The 22,104-nt window shown below is 63.2% G+C and carries 21 protein-coding genes and 1 riboswitch; of the genes, 6 read left to right on the plus strand and 15 right to left on the minus strand.

What is annotated here, in order from left to right:
• Positions 1–5 precede the first annotated feature (5 nt).
• From dxs to HNQ39_RS17920, 5 genes are all read left to right on the plus strand, one after another.
• Positions 6–1,901: a 1-deoxy-D-xylulose-5-phosphate synthase gene (gene dxs / locus HNQ39_RS17900; RefSeq protein ID WP_184199543.1), complete on the plus strand. Its 1,896-nt coding sequence runs from the start codon at positions 6–8 to the stop codon at positions 1,899–1,901.
• On the plus strand, positions 1,873–2,172 hold the full coding sequence (locus tag HNQ39_RS17905; protein ID WP_184199546.1) for a hypothetical protein: 300 nt from the start codon (positions 1,873–1,875) through the stop codon (positions 2,170–2,172). The genes dxs and HNQ39_RS17905 overlap by 29 nt, the downstream gene beginning before the upstream one ends.
• A gap of 230 nt (positions 2,173–2,402) precedes the next feature.
• Positions 2,403–3,911, plus strand: coding sequence for a TolB family protein (locus HNQ39_RS17910; RefSeq protein WP_184199549.1), 1,509 nt, complete (start codon positions 2,403–2,405; stop codon positions 3,909–3,911).
• 50 nt (positions 3,912–3,961) lie between these two features.
• Positions 3,962–4,068, plus strand: a riboswitch (NiCo riboswitch).
• A 227-nt stretch (positions 4,069–4,295) separates the two neighbouring features.
• The gene (locus tag HNQ39_RS17915) at positions 4,296–6,146 is read left to right on the plus strand and encodes a heavy metal translocating P-type ATPase (protein WP_184199553.1); all 1,851 of its coding nucleotides are present in this window, start codon (positions 4,296–4,298) and stop codon (positions 6,144–6,146) included.
• A 77-nt stretch (positions 6,147–6,223) separates the two neighbouring features.
• Entirely contained in the window at positions 6,224–8,089 is a 1,866-nt protein-coding gene (locus tag HNQ39_RS17920) for an alpha-L-fucosidase (RefSeq protein WP_184199583.1), read from the plus strand.
• On the opposite strand, the gene HNQ39_RS17925 is transcribed toward HNQ39_RS17920, so the two are convergent.
• The 8 genes from HNQ39_RS17925 to HNQ39_RS17960 form a co-directional block, all read right to left on the minus strand.
• On the minus strand, positions 8,086–9,456 hold the full coding sequence (locus HNQ39_RS17925; protein ID WP_184199586.1) for a TolC family protein: 1,371 nt from the start codon (positions 9,454–9,456) through the stop codon (positions 8,086–8,088). The two genes, HNQ39_RS17920 and HNQ39_RS17925, sit on opposite strands and share 4 nt — an antisense overlap.
• Positions 9,453–11,075, minus strand: coding sequence for an efflux RND transporter periplasmic adaptor subunit (locus HNQ39_RS17930; RefSeq protein WP_184199589.1), 1,623 nt, complete (start codon positions 11,073–11,075; stop codon positions 9,453–9,455). Before HNQ39_RS17930 ends, HNQ39_RS17925 begins: the two co-directional genes overlap by 4 nt.
• Positions 11,076–11,774: an ATP-binding cassette domain-containing protein gene (locus HNQ39_RS17935; RefSeq protein WP_221290096.1), complete on the minus strand. Its 699-nt coding sequence runs from the start codon at positions 11,772–11,774 to the stop codon at positions 11,076–11,078.
• Positions 11,767–13,011 (minus strand): ABC transporter permease, encoded by a 1,245-nt coding sequence (locus HNQ39_RS17940; protein WP_184199594.1) that lies wholly within the window; start codon positions 13,009–13,011, stop codon positions 11,767–11,769. The genes HNQ39_RS17935 and HNQ39_RS17940 overlap by 8 nt, the downstream gene beginning before the upstream one ends.
• A gap of 12 nt (positions 13,012–13,023) precedes the next feature.
• Entirely contained in the window at positions 13,024–13,752 is a 729-nt protein-coding gene (locus HNQ39_RS17945) for a hypothetical protein (protein ID WP_184199598.1), read from the minus strand.
• Positions 13,749–14,576, minus strand: a complete 828-nt coding sequence (locus tag HNQ39_RS17950) for a hypothetical protein (RefSeq protein WP_184199601.1) — start codon at positions 14,574–14,576, stop codon at positions 13,749–13,751. Before HNQ39_RS17950 ends, HNQ39_RS17945 begins: the two co-directional genes overlap by 4 nt.
• 11 nt (positions 14,577–14,587) lie before the next feature.
• Positions 14,588–14,974, minus strand: coding sequence for a DoxX family protein (locus HNQ39_RS17955; RefSeq protein ID WP_184199603.1), 387 nt, complete (start codon positions 14,972–14,974; stop codon positions 14,588–14,590).
• Between the two features lie 214 nt (positions 14,975–15,188).
• Positions 15,189–15,830, minus strand: a complete 642-nt coding sequence (locus HNQ39_RS17960) for a TetR/AcrR family transcriptional regulator C-terminal domain-containing protein (RefSeq protein ID WP_184199606.1) — start codon at positions 15,828–15,830, stop codon at positions 15,189–15,191.
• A gap of 102 nt (positions 15,831–15,932) precedes the next feature.
• Between HNQ39_RS17960 and HNQ39_RS17965 the strand changes: the two genes are divergently transcribed.
• Entirely contained in the window at positions 15,933–16,406 is a 474-nt protein-coding gene (locus HNQ39_RS17965) for a hypothetical protein (protein WP_184199609.1), read from the plus strand.
• Here HNQ39_RS17965 and HNQ39_RS17970 read toward each other — a convergent pair.
• From HNQ39_RS17970 to HNQ39_RS18000, 7 genes are read right to left on the minus strand one after another with little or no spacing between them, the layout of a single operon-like run.
• A complete protein-coding gene (locus HNQ39_RS17970; protein WP_184199612.1) occupies positions 16,383–17,420 on the minus strand; it encodes an ADP-ribosylglycohydrolase family protein in 1,038 nt (345 codons plus the stop codon). The genes HNQ39_RS17965 and HNQ39_RS17970 overlap by 24 nt on opposite strands.
• An 8-nt stretch (positions 17,421–17,428) precedes the next feature.
• The gene (locus HNQ39_RS17975; RefSeq protein ID WP_184199615.1) at positions 17,429–18,487 is read right to left on the minus strand and encodes an acyl-CoA dehydrogenase family protein; all 1,059 of its coding nucleotides are present in this window, start codon (positions 18,485–18,487) and stop codon (positions 17,429–17,431) included.
• Between the two features lie 2 nt (positions 18,488–18,489).
• Positions 18,490–19,461: an LLM class flavin-dependent oxidoreductase gene (locus HNQ39_RS17980; protein WP_184199618.1), complete on the minus strand. Its 972-nt coding sequence runs from the start codon at positions 19,459–19,461 to the stop codon at positions 18,490–18,492.
• Between the two features lie 6 nt (positions 19,462–19,467).
• Complete coding sequence (locus HNQ39_RS17985; protein ID WP_184199621.1) at positions 19,468–20,232, minus strand: LOG family protein; 765 nt, start codon at positions 20,230–20,232, stop codon at positions 19,468–19,470.
• Positions 20,233–20,243: 11 nt separating this feature from the next.
• A complete protein-coding gene (locus HNQ39_RS17990; RefSeq protein ID WP_184199624.1) occupies positions 20,244–20,855 on the minus strand; it encodes a Uma2 family endonuclease in 612 nt (203 codons plus the stop codon).
• Positions 20,856–20,858: 3 nt separating this feature from the next.
• Positions 20,859–21,314, minus strand: coding sequence for a redoxin domain-containing protein (locus HNQ39_RS17995; RefSeq protein ID WP_221290098.1), 456 nt, complete (start codon positions 21,312–21,314; stop codon positions 20,859–20,861).
• A 6-nt stretch (positions 21,315–21,320) separates the two neighbouring features.
• On the minus strand, positions 21,321–21,872 hold the full coding sequence (locus HNQ39_RS18000) for a peroxiredoxin (RefSeq protein ID WP_184199627.1): 552 nt from the start codon (positions 21,870–21,872) through the stop codon (positions 21,321–21,323).
• Between the last annotated feature and the right edge of the window lie 232 nt (positions 21,873–22,104).

The raw sequence follows: 22,104 nt of genomic DNA on the forward strand, positions 1-22,104 counted from the left end.
AAACTATGGACCAATTCCCGATTCTCGACCAGCTCACTGGCCCCGCCGATCTCAAGAGCATGGACTCCGCCCAGCTCAAGGCCCTCTGCAACGAGGTACGCCAGGGTCTGATCCAGACCATCTCCCGTGTCGGGGGGCACTTTGCGCCGAATCTGGGGGTGGTCGAGCTGACGGTCGCGCTCTACAAGGTCTTCGAGCTGCCCAAAGACAAGGTGATCTGGGATGTCGGCCACCAGTGCTACCCACACAAGATGCTCACCGGGCGCTGGAAGCAGCTCCACACGATCAAGCAGTACCAGGGAATCTCGGGGTTCCTGCGCCGCGACGAGAGCGAGTTTGATCTCTTTGGCGCGGGCCACGCCTCGACGAGCCTCTCCGCCGCGCTGGGGTTTGCCAAGGCGCGCGACCTGCGTGGCTCCAACGAGAGCGTGATCGGGATTATCGGGGACGGCTCGCTCACCGGCGGGATGGCACTGGAGGCACTGCTCAATATCGGCGACCAGAAGACCAAGATGCTGGTGGTGCTCAACGACAACGAGATGAGTATCGCCGAGAATGTCGGGGCGCTGGCGACCTACCTGGCGAAGCTGCGGCTCATGCCCACCTACCAGAAAGTGGAGAGCACGGTCAAGAAGACCCTCAACAAAGATGGCCTGCTCTACCGCACCGCCGCCGGAGCCAAGCACGCCGCCACTCACTTTACCTCGCCCGCCAACACCGGTCTCTTCTTCGAGGAGCTGGGCTTTCAGTACATCGGGCCCATCGACGGCCACGATACGGACTTTCTGATCCAAGTGTTCGAGCACGCCAAGCACCTCGACGGCCCTGTGCTGCTCCATGTCCTGACCACCAAGGGCAAGGGCTACGAGCCCGCCGAGAAAGACCAGCGCACCTGGCACGCGACCACGGGCTTCTCGATCGAAGACGGCAAGATGGAGAAGAAGTCCAGTGGGGTCACCTACACCCAGGCCTTTGTCGAGAGTCTCAATGAAGTGGCAGTGAATAACGATAAAGTAGTCGCGATCACCGCCGCCATGCCTGATGGCACGGGCCTGGCCAAGTTCGCCGATAAGTTCCCCAAGCGCTACTTCGATGTGGGGATCGCTGAGCAGCACGCGGTGACCTTCGCTGCGGGGCTCGCCGCCGAGGGTTTCACCCCAGTCTGCGCGATCTACTCGACCTTCTTGCAGCGCGCCTACGACCAGATTGTCCACGATGTCTGTATCCAGAACCTGCCGGTAGTCTTTGCGATCGACCGTGCGGGGCTGGTCGGGGACGATGGCGCGACCCACCATGGGACGATGGATATCGCCTACCTGCGCTCGATCCCCAATCTGGTGATTCTCTCGCCCAAGGACCCGCAGGAACTGCGCGAGATGACCAAGTTCGCGCTCTCGTATGGCAAGGGCCCCATCGCCCTGCGCTACCCGCGCGGTGGCGGCGAGAACCTCACCGACACGGTCGCCCCAATCCAGCTCGGACAGTCCGAGACCCTGCGGCGCGGCGACGATATCGGCATTGTCACCCTCGGTCCGATCGTCAGCGAGGCGCTGATCGCCGCCAACACGCTGGAGACCCAGGGGCACTCCGTCGAGGTTCTCAGCGCGCGCTGGGTCAAGCCGCTTGATGAAGTGGCCATTCTCGCCCTCGCGCGCCGCACCAAAAAGCTCATCACGGTCGAGGACGGTATCCTGGCGGGAGGCTTTGGCAGCGCGATTGTCGAGCTCCTCGCCGACCGTGGCCTCACCGAGGTGCAAGTGACCCGAATCGGCCTGCCGGATCACTTTGTGGAGCACGGGACGATCCCCAAGCTGCGCGAGCTGGTCGGAATGGACGCCGCCGCGATTGTCAAAGCGGCCGAGGTCCTGCTCCATGAAAATCGCACTCTGGCTAGCCGGTAACCTGATTTTTTGGCTCGGGGTGCCCGTGGCCTCTGCGCTTTACATAAACTGGCGCGATGAGCAGGCATACCAGGCTGGAAAGCTTACCTCACAGGAGCTAGCGGCACTGACTCCTGTAGGTCTGCTTTTCATAGCGGCACTGGTCACCACGTCGATTATCGTTTTTGCGGTCAATCTGATAGTGGGAAGTATCTGGCTGATAAAACGGCGATGGAATAACCCGTCAGCTCAGAAGCCCTTGGAGCGAGAAGACGATTCCGCCAAGCAGTAGTAAGGACGCGACCACGGCGAGCTCCTTTTTCGGGCAGAAAATAGCCACCAGTGTTCCAGCGAAGAGCAAGACACCGCCCAGGAGCCAGGTGTGAACCCAGGACCGGCTCTGTCCCCAGCTCCCTTGTGACAGCCGGTGATGCGTTACGCAATCTTAGAAAAACGCGGATTACTTTGCTCCACCTACAAGGGATGTAGTAAACTTAGCTGTCGTTAGGGAGTGGGAGTAGAATGCGAAATCGTATCTCAGTCGTCGGAATCACCTGCTTGTTCTCGTTGTTGGGGCTCGGCGTGCTTGTGGGTTGTGGTGGCTCGGACTCTAGAGCTGGTGTAGGAACGTCGCGCAGTGCCAGCGTCGCCTTTACCATTCGCTGGCCCGAGCGGACGCGGCTTATCCCGCTTGCGGCACAGAGTATCAAGGTAGAGATTCGCGATAGCCAGGGGGCACTGCTCGGAGCTCCCAAGGTCGTCGCCCGCCCCGCATCGGGGAACACCAGCACCGTGGTCTTCAACGACCTGGAGGTTCAGACCGTCCAGGTGAAGGCCACGGCCTACCCCAACAGCGATGGAACCGGTGTGGCACAGGCGACCGGAACCGTTCCCCTCGTGCTCGTGGCGCGTCAGACCGCGGAGGCCACGGTCACGATGGACTCCACCATCTCTCGGGTGCAGCTGGGCTACGATGCCAGCCCCTTGGTAATCGGAGAGCCACGCACCCTGACTGCTCAGGCGCTCAACTCCTTGGATGAGACTGTCTTGGTAGACCCGTCGCTGTGGGAGTGGAGTAGCAGCAACTCTGTCGATTTTAACCTGGTTCCGTCGGCGGCAAGCGCGACGATCACCGCGGTGAATCCGGGGCGCGTGACGGTCTCCGTGCGGGAAAAAGAGTCCGGGAAGACGGTTGCCGTGGCGCTCCAGAACGGTCTCACCTTGGCCAACACCCGTATTGTTTTTGTCAGCCAAAGATATGGAGCGGCCGGGATCTATATCATGAACGCGGATGGCACGAACCAGACACGGCTTACGAACAACACGGTTCAGGAGCGATCTCCGATTTTCTCGCCGGATGGGAAGAGTATTGTCTATACCCGATATGACAATCCCACGGAGGGAGATCTCTACCTGATGAATGTTGATGGAACGGGAGCCAAAAACTTAACGAGTGGTCCAGGAACAGACGCCGCGACGTGTTTCACCCCAGATGGAAGTAAAATCCTCTTCACCAACAGCCAGACAGGAGCAAGCACTATCTATAGTGTGAATATTGATGGAAGTGAGAAGCGACGCCTGACGGCATCGTCGGAGTTGGAATCGTCACCCGTTATCTCGCCAGACGGGGCTCAGATTGCATTTGTCAGGAGCTCTGAGCTCTGGATCATGAATGTAGATGGCACGGGGCAGAAGAAACTGTCGAATGATCCATCGGGAAACGTCTCTGGGATTTCGTTTTCTCCAAATGGAAAGAGAATTATGTATAACTTTTATAAAAATTTAAATACCTCTATTTGTATTATGAATTCGGATGGGACCGGGGTGACGCAGATATCTGCAAGCGGGCGCTACTCTCCACGCTTTTCTCCTGATGGAACAAAAATTGTCTTCCAGGCAAATGAGGGGTTTGGTGGGTTCAGCAACAACGACGAGATTGAGGTGATGAATGTTGATGGGAGCCAGGTGGTCCGCCTCACGACGGTGGATGGACACGACACAGCCCCCTCATGGTCTGGGTTTGTTTTCTGATCGGGTTGACTCCGCCGTTTAGGGGATGGCGTGGGGGTGGGCTCTCGGATAGAATCTTCACAGATCAGGCGGCTTGTGGGTAGCTCCGATAAGTGCAGCCGGGCCTCTCTCTAAAACGAATGAGAGGCAGCAGGACACCAAGCCCTGTGGGACTGACGATTACATCGTTACGTCTCACAGGGCTTTTGCGTTGTGCCCAGACGGTAAACGTCGGGCAAGCCAGCACGGAAATCGTGCGGCTATAGGGCGCTTCGCGCCGCCTCGCTTCGCTCGGAACAAGCCTGTACCGACGAGGGACGAGGAGGCGGCCAAAGGCCCGGGTACCCTCTGGGTGAGCGGGACGTTTACCGTCCACGCGAAGGCCGGCTTGTGAGCAGAGAGAATATGCACGAGAAAACAACACGACTACAGCTCGGGATCGCGCTACTGGCGCTCACGGGGATCGCGCTCCACCTGGGGCTACGCTTCGGATTTCACGCCGCTTCGCTTCCTACCAACCTGCCACTCTTTGCGGTGCTGGCGCTCGGGGGCACTCCCTTGGTCTGGGAGCTCTTGCAGAAGCTCGCCCGGCGTGAGTTCGGCTCGGACTTGCTGGCGGGAATCTCCATCGTGACCTCGGTGCTGCTGGGGGAGTATCTCGCCGGAGCGCTGGTTGTGCTGATGCTCTCGGGCGGCGAGGCGCTGGAGGCCTATGCGACAAAGAGCGCGTCGTCGGTTTTGCAAGCCCTCGCCAAGCGCATGCCGACCCTGGCGCAGCGCAAGGTGGGCGAGCAACTCACCGAGGTGCCCTTGGCGGAGGTTGGGGTGGGAGACACGCTCGTGGTCTTTCCCCATGCCCTCTGCCCGGTCGATGGTACGGTGCTCGACGGTCACGGGGCTATGGACGAGTCCTACCTCACGGGGGAGCCGTACCAGGTCTCCAAGGCACCCGGGACCACCGTGCTCTCGGGGGCGATCAATGGCGAGAGCGCGCTCACCATCCGCTGCGACAAGCCTGCCCAGGACTCGCGCTACGCCCGGATCATGCAGGTGATGCGCGACTCCGAGCAGAACCGCCCCCAGCTCCGCCGGATCGCCGACAAGCTCGGGGCCTGGTACACGCCGCTTGCCGTCGGGATCGCACTGGTCGCCGGGCTCGTCACCCACGACCCCCTGCGCTTTCTTGCCGTGATGGTGATCGCCACGCCCTGCCCGCTGCTGATCGCCATCCCCATCGCTATCATCGGCTCTATCTCGCTGGCGGCGCGCAAGGGCATTATCATCAAAGACCCGTCGGTGCTGGAGAACCTGAGCACGTGTAAGGTCGCCCTCTTCGACAAGACCGGGACCCTCACCTACGGCAAGCCCAGGCTCACCGAGCTCCTCACCGTGCCAGGCTTCGATAAAGACGAGCTCCTGACCCTGGTCGCCAGCCTGGAGCGCTACTCCAAGCACCCGCTCTCCAGTGCGATTCTCGAGGCCGCCGAGGAGAAGACGCTCACCCTGCGAGACGCCAGCGAGGTGAGGGAGCTCCCTGGCGACGGGCTCCGTGCGGAGATCTCGGGGCGCAGTGTGCATGTCACCAGCCGCAAGAAGCTCACGACGCACTACCCCGATCAGGCCGCTGCCCTCCCGGAGGCGGTCGCGGGAATGGAGTGTGTCGTCCTTGTTGATAATCGCTACGCCGGGGCGCTGCGCTTCCGCGATGAGCCCCGGCCCGAGGGGGCGCACTTTATCCAGCACCTCGCGCCCCGCCACGGGATCAAGCGCGTCCTGCTGGTCTCCGGCGACCGTGCCAGCGAGGTGTCCTATCTTGCAGAAAAGGTCGGAATCACCGAGGTCTTCGCCAGCCAGAGCCCCGAGCAGAAGCTTGAGCTCGTCCGCGCCGAGACCAAGAAAGCCCCCACGGTGTTTATGGGCGATGGGATCAACGACGCGCCGGCACTCACCGCCGCGACAGTCGGGATCGCCTTTGGCAACAACTCTGAGATCACCGGAGAGGCCGCCGATGCCGTGATCCTCGATAGCTCGCTGGAGAAAGTGGATGTGCTGATGCATATCGGCCAGCGCATGCGCCGCATCGCCCTCCAGAGCGCGGTCGGCGGCATGGTTCTCAGTATTGTCGGCATGCTCCTCGGGGCCGCCGGGCTTCTCTCGCCCGTCACCGGCGCGGTCGCTCAGGAGATCATCGATGTCCTCGCCGTCCTCAACGCCCTCCGCGCCGCGCTCCCCCCCAAGGTGCTCTCGGATTATTAGCCCAATGAAATTGGGCGTGTGCAATGGCACGCAGTGCCATTGCACACGCCGATTTCCAATCGGCGGTAAAATGCGTCATGAGCACCCGCAACGACCTGCCTGCGCCCTACGGCCCCACACCCAGCCCCCGCCAGCTCAAGTGGCACACGCTGGAGACCTACGCGTTTTTGCACTTTACGACTAATACCTTCACCGACAAAGAGTGGGGCTACGGCGACGAGAGCCCCAGCATCTTTAACCCGACCCAGTTCAGTGCCAAGCAGATTGTCAGCACGCTGAAGTCGGCGGGGCTGAAGGCCGCGATCCTGACCTGTAAGCACCACGATGGCTTCTGCCTCTGGCCAACCAAGACCACCAAGCACAATATCAGCGCGAGCCCCTACAAGAACGGCAAGGGCGATATTGTCGGGGAGCTGGCGCGAGAGTGCCAGAAGCAGGGGCTGAAGTTCGGGGTCTACCTCTCGCCGTGGGACCGCAACAACGCGCTCTACGGCAGCCCGGAGTATGTCACGCGCATCTACCGCGAGCAGCTCCGCGAGCTTCTTACGTGGTATGGGCCGATCTTTGAGACCTGGCACGACGGCGCGAACGGCGGCGATGGCTACTACGGTGGCAAGCGCGAGTCCCGGCAGATCGACCGGACGACCTACTACGACTGGCCGACCACGTGGCAGCTGATCCGGGAGCTCCAGCCCGATACCTGTGTCTGGAGCGATATCGGCTGGGACGCCCGCTGGGTGGGGACGGAGCGTGGCTTTGCGGGCGACCCCTGCTGGCACACGATCACGATCGGCCCCAAAGACGGTGTCGGGCAGATGGACGAGAAAAAGCTGCTCTCGGGGATGCGCGACGGTAAGTCCTGGATTCCTGCCGAGGTGGACTTCTCGATCCGGCCCGGCTGGTTCTGGCACGAGGCGCAGAATAAGTCCGTGAAGAGCCCGACGCAGCTGATGACCCACTACCTAGAGTCGGTGGGGCGGGGGGCGTCGATGCTGCTCAACATCCCCCCGGACCGTCGCGGCCTGGTCCACGAGATCGACGCTAGTAGCCTGAAGCTCTTTGGGGAGCACCTCAAGAAGACCTTCGCCAAGAACCTCGCTGTGGGCGCACGGCTCACGGCCTCCAACACGCGCCCCGGCTCCGACCCCAAGCACTTGCTAGATGGAAGTTGGGAGACAGCTTGGTACGTGGACGACAACGTCCTCACGCCCGAGCTGATGCTGGAGCTCGGCCGCCCAAAGACGTTTAACATTATCAGGCTCCGGGAAGCCATCGCGCTGGGCCAGCGCATCGACGAAGCGGCAGTCGATTGCTGGCAAAACGGCGCTTGGGTGGAGGTGGCCAAGGCGCAGTCCATCGGCTCCTGTCGGCTCTGGCGCATCCCCACCACCACGACGGATCGCGTGCGGATTCGCGTCATCAAGGCCGCCGCCTGTCCCGCCCTCTCGGACTTTGGGCTGTTCCTAGAGCCACCGATGCCCGCGTGGAGTGCCACGGAGCCCGCCAAGAGCACCTCACGTCTCCCCGCGACTGTCGCCGCGTGCTCCTTTGAGGCCGAGGGCGGCGGCGCGGCGGCCAATCTCCTCGATGGCAACCCTGCGACCCTCTGGCACACGCACAGCGTGGCTCGTGGTGAGAGCGGCCTGCCGCAGTGGGTCGTGCTGGATTTGGGCGCGAGTAAGAAGCTCACGGGCTTTACCTACCTGCCCCGCCAAGACGGCACGGTGCACGGGATGGTGGACAAGTACGCGCTCCATGTCTCCCCCGACGGCAAGAGCTGGGGCGAGCCCGTGGTGCAGGGGGAGTTTGGCAACCTGCGCGCCAATCCCGTGGAGCAGACCGTGCGCTTCCCCATGCCGGTCACCGGCCGCTTTGTCAAGTTTGTCGCGCTCCATGCCCTGGAGAAAAACCACGCCGCGGTCGCGGAGCTGCGGGTGTTTTAAGGCACTGCCCAGCGGAGCCTGGCGAGGGCGATCAGTAGGTCGTAGCGGGCGTTGATGTGGTTGACCTCGGCCTGCACCAGGGTTGCCTGGGCATCGCTGACCGAGAGCTGCGTATCAATTCCCGTGGAGAGCCGGACCTGCGCGATCCGGAGCGCCTCGCGGGCCTGCTCGACCGTCTTGGCGGTGCTCTGGAGCCGTCCTTGGGCATCCTCCACCGAGAGACACGCCTGCTCCACCTCCTTGGCGATCCCTGTCTCGTACTCCGTGCGCTGGGACGCCGCCGAGCGCAGGTCGGAGTGGGCACTGGTGCGCTGCGAGCGCGTCGTGCCACCGTCACTGAGGGGAATCGAGAGGTTTAGCGAGAGCGTGGCGGCATCCTTGGGGGTGAAGGCATTGGCGGGGCTGGGGTTGTAGCTCCCACTCAGGCGCGCCGAGAGCGAAGGAGTCGTGCCGCGCTTGGCATAGCGCAGGTTGAGGTTGGCTTTCTCCTGGTTGAGCTGGGCCTGCCTTGCCTCGGGGCGCTTCTCCAGCGCGATTTTGAGAAGCGCGGCACGCTCTAGCGGGGGGACGCTCGGTGGGGCGCCGGGGCTCTCGGGGGCGAGTGCTGCGGTGGGAGGGAGCCCTAGGGTGTTGGCGAGGTTGGTGCGTGCAACCGAGGCCTGGTTCTGGGCAGTGAGTAGCGACTGCTGCTGGTTGGCGAGCTGGGTCTCAGCGCGGAGGACATCGAAGCCCGCCGCGCTTCCGGCTCTCTCTTTCTCCTGCGAGACCCGCAGCGACTCGGTGCTACTGGCGATCGCCGCGCTCTGCACCCGGACGTACTCTTGCGCACGGAGCAGCTCGTAGAAGTCACTCTGAACCGTGAAGACCAGCTCGCGAACCACTTTTTCTTCCTCAAGCTGCTGAATGGCTTCGTCGGTGCTGCCCATGCGGATCAGTGTCTTTTGGATTCCCCAAGCATCGAGCTGCTGTGTCAGCGAGAGCCCGAGGCTGGTCTGGTTGAGACTACCCCCACCGAGATTGAATGTCGTGGGGCTGTCTGTGGTGGGCGCGGGCTCGGCGCGGGTGAGCTGGACCGAGCCCGCACCGGGCGGGGAGCCCTGGAGCCCCACGGGGAACGGATTGCCACTGCCCGAGCCGCTTCCACTGCCGCCGCCGCTACTATTGGCGAGCGCGGTCGAGAGGCGGGTGTAGGATGCGGTCGCGCTGGCTTGCGGGCGAAGCTGGGCGCGCTGCTGCTCGACACTCTCACGGCTGCGCTGGTGGCGCTCACGGGCCTGCTGGAGCCTGGGCGAGCGCTCCAGCGCGATCTGAATCGCTTGCTCCACGGTGCGAATGGGGGCTTCTTGGAAGATAACAATCGCTATCAATGGCTCTTTCCTCTCGCGATCACGTTTTGTCCCTCTTTGAGGCCGACTCCACCGAGGATCACCTGGTCGCTCTCGCTCAGACCCTCGCGGATGGGGAGGAGCTGGGCGCTGGCGGCACCGACCTTGACCGTGCGCTTGACCACTTTCCCTTGCTCGATCACGAGGACCGTGGACGAGTCCCCGAGCGTGGTTACTGCGGCGACGGGGACGACAAGCTGCTCCTTGCCCGCCTCGACAATCAGGTTCACCGAGAGGGTCTGGCCGGGGCGAATCCACGCGGGGGGAGCGACCGGGGTCAGGCGCACCTCGATCGTCCCCCGGTCGGTGTCCACCTGCGTGCCCACTTCGGAGACGCGGGCGGTGAAGCGCTGGCCGGGGAAGGCATCGCTGGTCACCTCAGCCTCCTGGCCGACCTTGAGCCGCCCTAGGTTTACCTCGTCCACATCGATCTTGATCTCGGGCTTCTGGATGCGGGTGAGCTTGAGCAGGGCGCTGGTGGGGCTGATAATACCGCCCTCCTCGGTGAGGATCTGGGTCACGGTGCCCTCAAACGGTGCGAGTAGGCGAGACTCCTGCAGGCGCTTCTCGGAAAGGAGGATGCCTTGCTGAGACTCATCGAGCCGCTGGCGGGCTGTCGCCTCCGCGCGCTGGGCTTCGTCGAGGCGCGCTTCTGCAACCGCGACATCCTCGGGGCGTGGGCTGGCAAGCAATGAGCGAATCTGGGCCTGGCCGGACTGTGTTGCACCGGTGCGGCTTGCCTGCGCCGACACCACTTCGGCGCTTGCGGCACGGACATCGGCCTCGGCGGCGGCGACATCGGCCTCGCTCTGGCGGAGCTGCTCGGGGCGGGTGCCGCTCTTAAGCTGCCGTAGCCGTGCACGGTGGCTCTCCAGGGTCTGCTCGGCGACCGCGAGCTGGGTCTGGGCCAGCTCTGCCTGGTTGCGTGGGATCGCTCGTGCCGCGAGAAGCTCGCTCTGGCGCTCGCTATCGCGCTTGGCCTGAGTGAGATTAGCCTCGCTCTGGCGCACCTGGGCCTCCGCTTGCTCAAGCTCCTCAACCCGGCTGCCTGCCTTGAGCTCGGCGAGGCGCTGCTGGGCCGCGAGGAGCTTCTGCTGCGCTCCCGCAAGCCGGGACTTGCTACTGGCGACCTTCGTCTCCGCGACCGCGATACTCTGCGTCACCTCAGCCCGCAGGCGCGTGATGTCATCGGTGAGGGGGCCGCGTCTTGCCTGCCGGAGCTGTGCCTCGGCGGTGCGGACACTGCTCTGCGCCTGGGCAAGCTGCTCCTGAAGCGTGCGCCGCTGGGACTCACTCTGGGCACGCTGCGCCTCCAGCACCTGGTTGTCGAGCTGCGCGAGGAGCTGGCCCTTTCGGACGCGCTGGCCCTCTTTCACAAAGAGCCCGATCACGCGTCCCCCCGTGGCCGCGCCGACACTGGTCTCGACCTCGCCGCGGAGCCGCCCCGACGCCGAGAGGCTCTCCACGACCAGCTTGCGCTGGGGGATGACCACCTCGACAGCCTGCGGCTTGTTCTGCGCGAGCAGGGCACCGCCGCCGAGAACGCCCACTCCGAGTAGGGCAAGGGCACCCCGGCTGAGCAGGGCATAGTTTCGTTTCATTTATTTGTACACCTCGTTTAGGTAGCCGTCCTCGATCCGTAGGATACGGTCGGCGGCGGCGGCAAGACGGTCATCGTGGGTGACCATGAGAAAGGTCACGCCCAGCTCACGGGCGATCTCCCGCATCAGGGCGAAGACCTCGGCACCGGAGCGTGAGTCCAGGTTGCCCGTGGGCTCATCGGCCAGCACCAGGCGGGGGCGGTTGGTCAGCGCACGGACAATGGCGGTGCGCTGCTGCTGCCCCCCAGACATCTGGTTGGTGCGCTTGTGGAGCTGCGAGCTCAGGCCCACACGGTCGAGGAGCTCTTTGGCGTAGGCGGTGTCCGACGGCTCAGGGCCGCCTTTCTGGATCGAGACTGGCATCAGGACATTCTCCAGGCAGGTGAACTCTTCGAGCAGGTGGTGGAACTGGAAGACAAACCCGAGCTTCTGCCCCCGGAGCTTGGCCAGCCCCAGAGAGTCTAGTGAGCCGATCTCGGTCCCATCGATCCAGGCACCGCCCTCGGTGGGCTGGTCCAGTGCGCCTAAGATATTCAGGAGCGTGCTCTTCCCCGACCCCGACTGGCCGATAATGGCGATAAACTCCCCGGCGTAGGCGACCATATCGACGCCATGGAGCACCTCGACGGCTTTTTCGGTGCCCAGGTTGTAGGTCTTCTTGAGCTGCTGGGTCTCAACAACGATCGGGCGACTAGCCACGGAGCACCTCCACGGGATCAAGACGGGCCGCGCGGCGGGCGGGCCACTGCGCGGCAAGGACGGTGGCGGTGACCACGGCGGCGTAGGCACCGGCGAAGATCCACCCATTGAGCGAGACGGGCGCGAGCTGGTCCACCCGGCCGTAGCGTGCGGGGAGGGTGATGCCATCCACGAGGCTCAGGAAGACATAGGCACCGACACAGCCCAGGAGCGCCCCCAGCACCGCAACCCCGAGCCCCTCTAGGGTGAAGATGCGCAGGATCTGCTGCTCGGACGCCCCCATGCTCTTGAGGATGCCGATCTGCTTGCTCTTTTGCAGCACCGAGACAATCAAGACGGCAGCGATCGCACACGACGATGTGATCAGCATAAAGCTCGTGAGGAGCGTTCGGATCGTGGTCTGGGTGCGGAAGCCATTGACCATCTGCTCGTTGTCGTCGAGCCAGGACTTGACTTTCAGGCGCGGGAACATTGCCCGCACCCGCGGCAGGGCCTCGTCCACGGCGAAGGGATCGTCGAGCTTGACCGCCACCTGAGAGACTCCAGTGCCCATGGCAAAGAGGGACTGCGCCGCCTTCAGAGGCACATAGACCTGGCTCTCATCGCTCTGGGGGTTACCGGTGTAGAAGAAGCCCGCGATCCGAAAGACCTGCGTGAACCCCTCCGACGACTGAATCCGCACCCGATCCCCGAGCTGGAGGCGCAGCTTCTCGGCGAGGGTCATGCCGACAACCACCTCATCAGGGCCGATCTCCGGCCAGCGCCCGGCGAGCAGGCTCTCTTTGAGTGAGATCAGGCGTTCCTGCTGTTCTGGGTTAGCCCCAACAAGGGTCACGGACTGGCGCTTGGAGCCCTTGAGCACAAAGGCATTGCCTTGCACCTGGGAGAGCGCGGTCTTGAGGCCACGCAGCGATCCTACCTGGGCCTCAAGCTCGGCTCCGTTGTTGATACGCGTGCTCTGCTGAAAGGTCTGCTGGGGCTCCGAGGTGTAGACGCGGTCGGAGCCGCTCGCCACTAGGAGGCTCTCTAGAGGCACGGGCTGAATATCTTTGGGCTCGATCGTGATGTGGGCGAGGGTGCGTAGCTGGTTGCCCATGAGCTTCTTGGACATTCCCGCGATACTGCCATTGACAAAGATAATCACCATAGTCGCAATGGCAACCGCGATAATAATTAAGATTGTCGTGCCACCGCCTGTCCGTAGGTGCCGCCAGGCGATCGTGCTCTCAAAACGCATCGGCTGGGTCTCCTAGGAAGGCAGTTTGAAGTCGTCGGGGGAGAGGGTGGGGTTGATCTCCGTGGCAACGACCTTGAGCTTCACCGAGGCCATTTTGGGGAGACCGTCCATCTTCACCCCCAGCTCCACGGGCACTTTGACTCCTTGGACGGTCTCGAAGCGCTCGTAGGTGAACTCCTGCTCGATACGCTTGTTGGCGGTCGTGGTCTGGACCACACGCTCTGCGAGGAGCGTCCCATCTGGGGCGAGGAGGTAGGTCCAGGCACACGCGCACTGCTCGACCTTGGGCTCGTCGCGGCCCTGCATCACCGGCATGAGCCGCGCCTCTCGGGTTCGGGTAAGCGAGCTGCCCTTGCGCTTGCCGATTGCGTCGGTCGGCTTGGCCTGGAGCGTGTCGTGGGTAATACTCAGTGCAAGCAGCCCGATCAGGCCGGTCTGCATGTTCGGGACAAAATCAAAGGGTACTTTCGCCGTGCCTAGCGGCGTCGTACCCGCCTTCGCGGTCCAGAAAACGCGGCCCTCGGCGGTCTCTTGGTGGATACGATTCAGCTTGCCGTTCTCCCAAAACTCCACGCGGCCACGCCGGTTCTTGAAGTCAAAGAGGAACCGTGTGCGCATCGACGGCCCCTTCATGCCCATCATGCGCACCTCCATCGCTGCCTCTTGGCGCAGGCTGGTAAGCGTTGTCAGCCCATGGGGTGCGGCAATCTTGCCCAGAAGCTCTTTCTCGTCTTGTCTCATTGATGTCCTATCTCTTCTTTAAATGGCTTTAGTGGCATTGGGACCTTAATCCAATCGGAGGGGATCGTGAAGCGTGTGGCCTCGACCGCGGCGTCTTCACGTGCGGTCACCTCCAGGCTCAGGCGAGTGGGGGGCGGAAAGTCTCCTTGGGGGAGGTTGCTGCCCTGAAACGCGAGCTGGATATCGGTCTTAAGGGGGTAGCCGGCGCGGGCACGGTCCACTTGCGAGACCAGCGAGCGCAAAAACGGCATCCCCAGCTCCCCGAGTGCCAGATAGACAAGCGGGGCAAACAGCGCAGTCTCCGTGGTGGATCGCGACGGCGAGAGCGTAATCGTCCCCGATGCCAGAAGCTGCGGTACCTTCATACCACCGCCAGGAAAGCCTCCGCCGCCAGGGAGCTGAGGCTCAAGCCGGAGCACCCCTTCGAGGGTTGTCTTTATGGGCTCGGTCGTGGAGTTTTCGCGCTTCTCTCGCTGGAGACGCGCGAAGATCGTGGTCTGGAGGCGAATCTGCGCGGGGACGTTGGCGGGGAGCTCGCCCATTCGAGAGGAGATATCCTCAAGCTTGCTCCAGCTCTGTGTGGAGTAGGTGCGGTTTGCTGGGTCGAGATGCGTGAGCTCGCGGCGTTTTTCGTCGAAGAGGAGCGAGAGCCCATCGGAGCGATCCAAGCGTGCGAGGCTACCACTCTGGTAGAGCGTGAAGGTGAGGCGGGGCTTGGCCTCGGGCGTGATCGTGCCACGGAGCGTGACATCGCCACGCACCGGGAGGCTAGTGACAAGCAAGCTGCCAAGAGAGAGAAGCCCGGCGAGAGCCCGGCGAGGCATTCTAGGGTGCACTAGTAGAGTTCTTCCTTTCGTGAGAGCGAACACCGTTGACGTAGTAAGTAAGACACAAGTGAGAGAACTAAGAGGACGAAAGGAGGAAGGCTCTGGGGGAGGGGTTGCCCGGCGAGAAGATGAGAAAACCCCGCTCCCAGCAGAAGAAACGTAAAACCAGCATAGGCCCACTCTCGGAGCCGTATGTCCTGGGTAAAGAGCGCCGCAGCCCCTGCCAGCTTAGCGACTCCCAGCATTCCCGGAAGAAACATAGGGTAGCCGAGCGCCTGAAGGGACGCCACCACACGCGGGTTTCCGGTGAGACTCATCACTCCAGAGCCGGTCATGGCGAGGGCAAACAGGCAGGTAGCAACCCACCCTAAGACTAGTTTCGGTGTACGTTTCATATTAATTGATCAGTCAGTCAATTTTATCATGAGCCAAGAGCTTGTCAAGAGGTGCGCGAAAAAACGTGATTGCCCCCGACGGTAAACCTCCGGGCTATGGGGTGGGCAAGCCGCCGTTCGCTTCGCTCAGATACATCGTCTACCGATGAGGCACGAGGAGGCGGCCGAAGGTCCAAGAGCCGGACGATCTCCGTCCTGGCAATCTCCGTGCAGGCTAGCCCTCGGTCGAGGAAGGCGAGGGGGACGCCAGTGTCCCTTGGAGGAAGTCGTCCACGAGCTGAAAGCGGACCTTGTCGAGCTCAAGCGCCTGGGCGCTGGGAATCTGCATCACCTCGCGGGAGAAGAAGAAGTGGAACATCGCCCCCATAAACCGGATGGTCGTGAGGGTGGGATCCAGGTCCACACGGAGCGTTCCGTTCTCGATATGTGTCCGAAAGATCCCCTCCAGCCGCGCGAAGACCTGCTTCTCCATCGCCTCGGTCATCAGGCGGGCGAACTCAGGGCGGCGGAGCGCCTCGCCCATGAGCACGCGCATCAGCTTGACAGTCTTGGGGTTGCTGAGGTCCCGAAGTACCATCCCCGTGATCTCGTAGAGAACGTCTTTGAGGGGGCGGCTTGGGTCGAAGGTCACCGGCGGGGGCTGGGGCATGCGGGAGAGCAGCGCCTCGCGCAGGAGCTCTAGCTTGTCGGTGAAGTAGTGGTAGATCAGCCCCGGCGAGGCGATTCCTGCGACACGAGCGACCTCTTTATTGCTCGTCCCCTCAAACCCCTTCTCGGAGAAGACTTCCAGAGCGGCATCGATAATCTGCTCCCGGCGCTCCTCAGGGGGCAGGTGCTTTCGCGTGGGATTGGACACAGGCAAGATAGTACCGCCGACCGAGCGAGCCGGCAACTGCGCTGTTATTCCACCGTAACGCAAGACAGGCTACAATGCAGGTATCGAAAGGAACTCACGACGATGTTCATTGCCCCTTGCCTTGCCGTCCTTGCCCTCCTGCCAGCTCCAAAAATCGACTCCTTTGAGGCAACACTCAAGGCGACCAGCTATGCCTACAAGGCCGATAAGGACGGTGACTACCATGTCGAGCTGAGCTGGGACGAAGAGAAGCGCTCCCAGCTGGTGCTGATCCGGGGAAAGGGAACCCTCATCACCGAGCCCAAGCAACAGGACACAACAAGTCGAGAGCTCTGGGCGGTCTGCTGGCAGGGCAAGGAAAAGCCCAGCGCTGAGATTGTCGAGAAGCTGGCGCTGAAGCACTACAAGCTTGGGGCCTTTCAGCTAGAAAAAGGCTCTAGCGGCACTTGGAGTGCCTACTACCGGGTCGATGTCCCAGAGGACGCTCCGGCGAGCTTTCTGCGCCAAGCCATCCGCATCACTGCCGAGGCCGCCGATGATATGGAAAAAGAGCTACTCGGCACCGACGACTTCTAGCCTGCGCGGCGGGGCCGCTTCCCAGCGCTCGTAGAGTCCCTCCGCGAGCGTTCGCACAAAGTCGCGGCCTTGGGGCCCGTTTTCCAGTGCCGCCAGCCAGTTCTCTGGGATCGCCGCGCTCCTGTGAAAGGCACCGGCTAGTGCGCCCGCCATCGCCGCGATGGTGTCGGCATCCCCCCCAAGCCGGACGGCGTAGAGGATGCAGTCGGGGAGGGAGTCCCAGCGCGAGAGAAAGGCAAAGAGCGCAGCCGGCACGGAGAGGGTGGCCGTGAGATCGGTGCCCAGCCGCGCCGCAACCACACAGGGCTCAGGCTCGGCGGCGAGAAAGCCCTCTACCTCCGCAAGCTTCTTGAGGAAGATCTCGTCGTGGGTGCCGGACCGGATAAAGCCAAGGAGCTGGGCCACATCCAGCTCGTCTGCTCCCTCCGCGACCTGCCGCAGGACCCCCGCAACCGCGAGAGCGATGACGACCGCTCCCTCGATGCCGTGGGGATGCGTGTGGGTGGGGAGGCTGGAGAGCCGTGCCTGCTCGCGAATCGTCGCTACCTCGCTGTCCCAGAAAAACGCCCCGATCGGCGCGACCCGCATCGCGGCCCCGTTGCCATAGCTTCCTCGCCCCCCGAAGACCTGGCGCGCGGGCTCGTCCCACGGCCGCCCCTGCTTGAGCGCATCCAGCACTCCGTAGGCACCCGGGCCGTAGCCACGCCACGGCTGAAAGTTGGTGGCAAAGCGCTGCGCCAGCGTCTCCGGGACGATCTCCCCCTCCTCGACCAGTATCTGCGCGACACCGATCGCCATCTGGGTATCGTCGGAGTAGCGTGCCTCTCCCGCCGCGACCTTTCCGCCCGTGATGAGCCCCAGCACCGCCGTGGCGAGCTCCTGCTCCCCGCGGGGAAGTAGGGGAAACCGATCAAGCTGCTCCGCCATGCGGACGCAGTCCCAGCCCTCTACCGGCAAGCCAATCGCATCGCCCACCATGGTCCCTAGAAGCATCCCAACAAAGTGCTCTTTCATGCTTTTACCTAATCCGAGCCCAGCCGTGCCAGCCGTGCGACTGTTCCTTGGAGGATCTCGCTGGTCTGCTGGAAGAGGGTGTAGAACATTGCCTCGCGCATCCGGCGCTGGGCGGGGTGGTCGAGGCTATTGGCTCCCCCCGATGCCGCCGCGACTCCGGTGTGTGCCGCACGCACGCCGAGCTCGATCGCCCAGGCACGGGCTTGGAGGGCCTGCTCGCGCCAGTCGAGGGCGGATCTATCCCCATCGGCGAGGGTGAAGCAGCGCTCGCGGCACTGCGCCAGCTCGGATTCCAGGGCATCGGCGGCTTGGGCGAGCACGGGGAAGGGTTTCTTGGTAGCAAGCTGGCGCAGCAGGCGGATGCTGCCTTGGGTCACCCCAAACATCGGGGCGACATTGTTACAGAGGTTGGCTGTGTCGCTGGCGGCGAGCTGCTCGGGCGAGGAGTCCCGCACCCAGTCGGACTCGGGGACAAAGAGGTCCGTGAGAGTGGCCTCGACCGTCTCCGTCGCGTTCATGGCGCAGAGCGGCAGGGGCGCCGAGACCCGCTGGTGCGCGCTCAGAGTGGCGGGGACATAGAGGTAGATGTGCTTGTCATCGGGGAGGTGCGCTCCGTAGATGGTGGCGGAGAGAACCGGCCAGCCGGTCACCCAGGGCGCGGTCCCATTAAGGAGCCAGCCGCCATCGACGGGCGTGGCGCGGAGCATGGGCTGGGGACGGCGCAGGTGTCCAAACCCAACCCCGACATAGTGCTTGCCGGTGATCATCTCTGCCAGAAAGCGCTCCCGCAGCGAGGGGTTGGCGCTGTTGGCGAGCTGTCCACACGAGCCCAGGTGCTGGATCAGGACAAAGTAGGTCGTCCCACACGCCCCGCAGAGTGCCTCCACCAGCCCTCGTCGGAAGGCATCGCCGCCAAAGGTGCCATCGGCGAGCCCTGCGGCGGCGAGCGACTCGAGGTTCTCTCGGGGCACGAGGCCGCTCTGGTCCACGCGCTCGGCATTGGGCTCAAGGAGGTCGTCACAAATCCGCTGGGCCTCGGCGAGGCGGGCAAGTTCTTGTTCGGTCACGGCTAGAGTGTACCCAGTGCGGGCCGGACCGCCTCCGCAAGACGGCGGATCGTCGCATGGATTTGTTCCGGGGTGAGACCGGCCCAGCTGGGCTCCAGGTTGATCACATCGAACTCCGTCTCGGCGCGGAGGGTCGCGATCTGCTCCGCGACACTCTCCGGGCCGCCGACCAGGAAGTTGATCGGGTGTCCACAGAGCTCCCAGGGATCGTCGGGCTCGGGGGTCTCCGCCGGGATCTTGCCCTCGTCCCGGAAGCGCCGCCAGAGGGTTCGGAGCGCGGGCTCCAGCTCCGCCATTGCTGTGGCATTGTCGGGGCCGACATAGACCGGGCGGTTGGCGGCGATCAGGCCCGTGCCGCCGGAGTCGAGGTAGGCCTGGCGGTACTGCTTGTACTGCTCCGGGGTGCGCAGGTGGGAGTACATCACGTTCATCCCCAGCCGCCCGGCGTTCTGCGCGCTTCCCACACTGTTGACCGCTTGCCAGCTCCGGGAGTGCAGGGTGGGACTGGCGTGGGGCAGGCTCTCGGGATCGGCCCAGGCCGCCAAAATCTCCCCAAGAGCATCTGCGAAGTTCTCATGCCGCTCCTGCTCCGAGACCAGCGCCTTCCCAAAGAGCACCGACTCCGTGGGCGAGCTACCGCTCCCAAAACCGGGAGCGAGCCGTCCCTGCATCAGCGTGTCCGCCACCGCGGCCTGCTCCGCAATCGCCAAGGGATGGTGCAGGTTCAGGCAGATAATGGCCGTCCCGAGCTGAATCTGCGTGGTCTGCGCCGCCAAGTGCTGCGCAAAGAGCAGGGGCCAGGGGAGGTGGCCGTAGTGGACATAGCGGTGGTGCTCGCTGAACCAGTAGTAGTCAAAGCCCAGCGAGTCGGCGAGGCGGACGTAGCCCGCCACCTCCGCAAAGACCTCGCCCGATGCTCGCTCGCGCGGGGCCTCCACATGGTCGGTGAGCGCAAAGCGCAGCGGGTTGGGCATGAGTCTCTACGAGAACGGGTAGGGGGCGTAGACCTTGGCGGTCTCCTGGCGGGCCTTCTCCTCGCGCTCTTCCTGGTCCGAGTCGCCGCGGAGTGCGTGGACAATGATATCGCGGACCTCTTCGGGCGAGTCTACCAGGTAGAAGAGGTCCATGTCCTCGGGGCTGATCTTCCCGTGTACCAGGACAGAGCTTCGGAGCCACTCGACCAGCCCGCCCCAGAACTCGCTCCCCACCAGGATCACGGGGAAGTTATGGATCTTGCCGGTCTGGATCAGGGTCAGCGACTCCATCAGCTCATCGAGGGTGCCAAAGCCGCCGGGGAAGATCACAAAGGCTTGGGCATAGCGCACCAGCATGGTCTTGCGGACAAAAAAGTAGTGAAAGTCAATGGTCTCGGTGCAGTAGGGGTTGATGTGCTGCTCGAAGGGAAGCTCGATATTGAGCCCGATGCTCTGCACCTTCGCCTCCGACGCGCCTTTATTGCCCGCCTCCATGATCCCGGGGCCACCGCCCGTGATGATATTGAAGCCCGCCTCCCCGATCAAGCGCGCCGTCTCGACCGTCATCTGGTACTGGGGATCGTCGGGCTTGGTGCGCGCCGAGCCAAAGATGGTCACGGCAGGTCCAAGGTCTCCGAGGGCATCGAAGCCCTTGACAAACTCGCTCTGGATACGCAGGACGCGCCAGGAGTCGGTGGGCCAGGCCTCGCCGCGGTGCTGGCGCTGGGGAGTGAGCAGGTGCTCATCACGGGTGGATTTTCGTTGTGTCATTGTGTGTCTTTCTAGGATTCTTCAGGGTTAGGGAGTAGCGCACGGATCGTACGGTGCGCCTCGGGAGCAGCGAGAGGAGCAATCGTTTCGTCTTCGGTATACTCCAGCACCGAGCGATAGCCCTCCTCGCTGGGATCACGGTGGACAAAGAGCCGCCGCCCCCGCACATCGAGCGCCCAGTAGTCCTCGATCCCTGCGCGGGCATAGAGCCGCGCTTTCTGATTGCGGTATTGGGAGAGAGTAGCATCGGAGATCTCGATCAGAAGCAAGATATCCACTGCACCGGGCGCTTGCGTTTGGTAACTCTCGACGCTCTGTCGAAGGACGGCAATATCGGGCTCGGGGTCGTTGTAGCTCTGGTCTTCGGAGGCGATCTCGATGGGGTCTTGCTCTTGGACCACCTCCTCCCCAAAGACCGTAAAGAGCCAGTTTCGTACCCGTCGAAGTCCGAGGACATGGCGGCGGTTCTTGGGCATCTTCGTGTAGATAATCCCCTCGATCAGCTCGAAACGCTCGGGGAGAAGCTCCAGCTCCTTCAGGCGCAGGCAGGCCTCTCGTGTCCAGCGCCAAGGCGGCGGGCTGTCGGAGAGGACTACGGTAGGCGGCTGACTCAGAGTGGGCATTGTTTAGGTGTTGGGGAAGAGGCGTGCGAGAGCACCTCCAACCACATCCGCAGCGGCCTGTCCTGCACCGCGGCTCTTGAGGTTGCCTTCCGCATCGAAGAGGAAGTAGTAGGGCACCCAGGCTTGGTCGTTGCCAAAGGCATCGGCGAGCTTGTGCTCGTTGTCGATGGCGCAGGGCTCCGTGATGGAGAACTGCTCCAGCGCGGCCTCGACCTTGGCAAGGTCGGTCTCGTCTTCCTCGCGCGGCATGTGAACAGCGATCACCCGTAGCCCCTCGGGAGCGTAGGCGGCTTTCCACTCCTTGAGGCGTGGGAGATTGTTCTTGCAGATGTAGCAGGAGAGCGACCAGAAGTGGATCAAGACAGGTGAGCCGAGAAGGACTTCTCGGCCCACCTTGCCATTGCGCCACTCGGTCGCGCCGGTCAGCTCCGGCAGCGGGGAACCGGTTCGCAGGGCCATGGATGCTTAGCTTCCTGGGGTCAGGTTCTTGGTGCCGGGCTTCCAGTTGGCGGCGCAGAGCCCCCCGGACTGGAACGCCTGGAGTGTCCGCAGGACCTCATCGACATTGCGCCCGACGTTGTTGGCGTTGAGGGTCGCGTGCTGGACAATCCCATTGGGGTCGATGATGAAGAGGCCGCGGAGCGAGTGCCCTTCGTCTTCCAGGAGGACGCCGTAGTCTGCCGCGATCTTGCGGGTCATGTCGGCGATAATCGGGTAGTTGGTCCCGGCGATCCCGTTCTGGTCACGGGGCGTGCGCACCCACGCGCGGTGGGAGTAGACCGAGTCGGTGGAGGCACCTAGGATCTCACAGTCGACATCCTGGAACTCTTCCAGGCGGTCGGCCAGCGCGAGGATCTCGGTGGGGCAGATGAAGGTGAAGTCGAGCGGGTACCAGAAGAAGACCAGCCACTTGCCTCGGTAGTCCGAGAGGGAGATATTCTTGATCGGGTCCGCCGCGCCGTCGCCCGGAAAAGCGGCGGGTGCGGTAAAGTCAGGTGCGGGTTTACCAACGAGCATGTTAAAAACTATCCTTGTGAGTTTTGGGCACGAGGCCCTGTTTGAACGACCCCATTTTACCCGCTCGGGTTCCCAAAATGATCGCCTCCTCTGAACCGCCCCGATGAACCGGGGCGTCCTACTGTCGTCGCAAGCTCCGACACGAAGGCCTCCGGCCATACCGAATTATGGGCGCAGCCCTTTGTGTCCGAGGCACGAGGACAGCAAGACGCTCCCGTTCATGGGAGCGATT

It is taken from the genome of Armatimonas rosea (assembly GCF_014202505.1).
In the GTDB taxonomy this organism is placed as follows: Bacteria; Armatimonadota; Armatimonadia; order Armatimonadales; family Armatimonadaceae; genus Armatimonas; species Armatimonas rosea.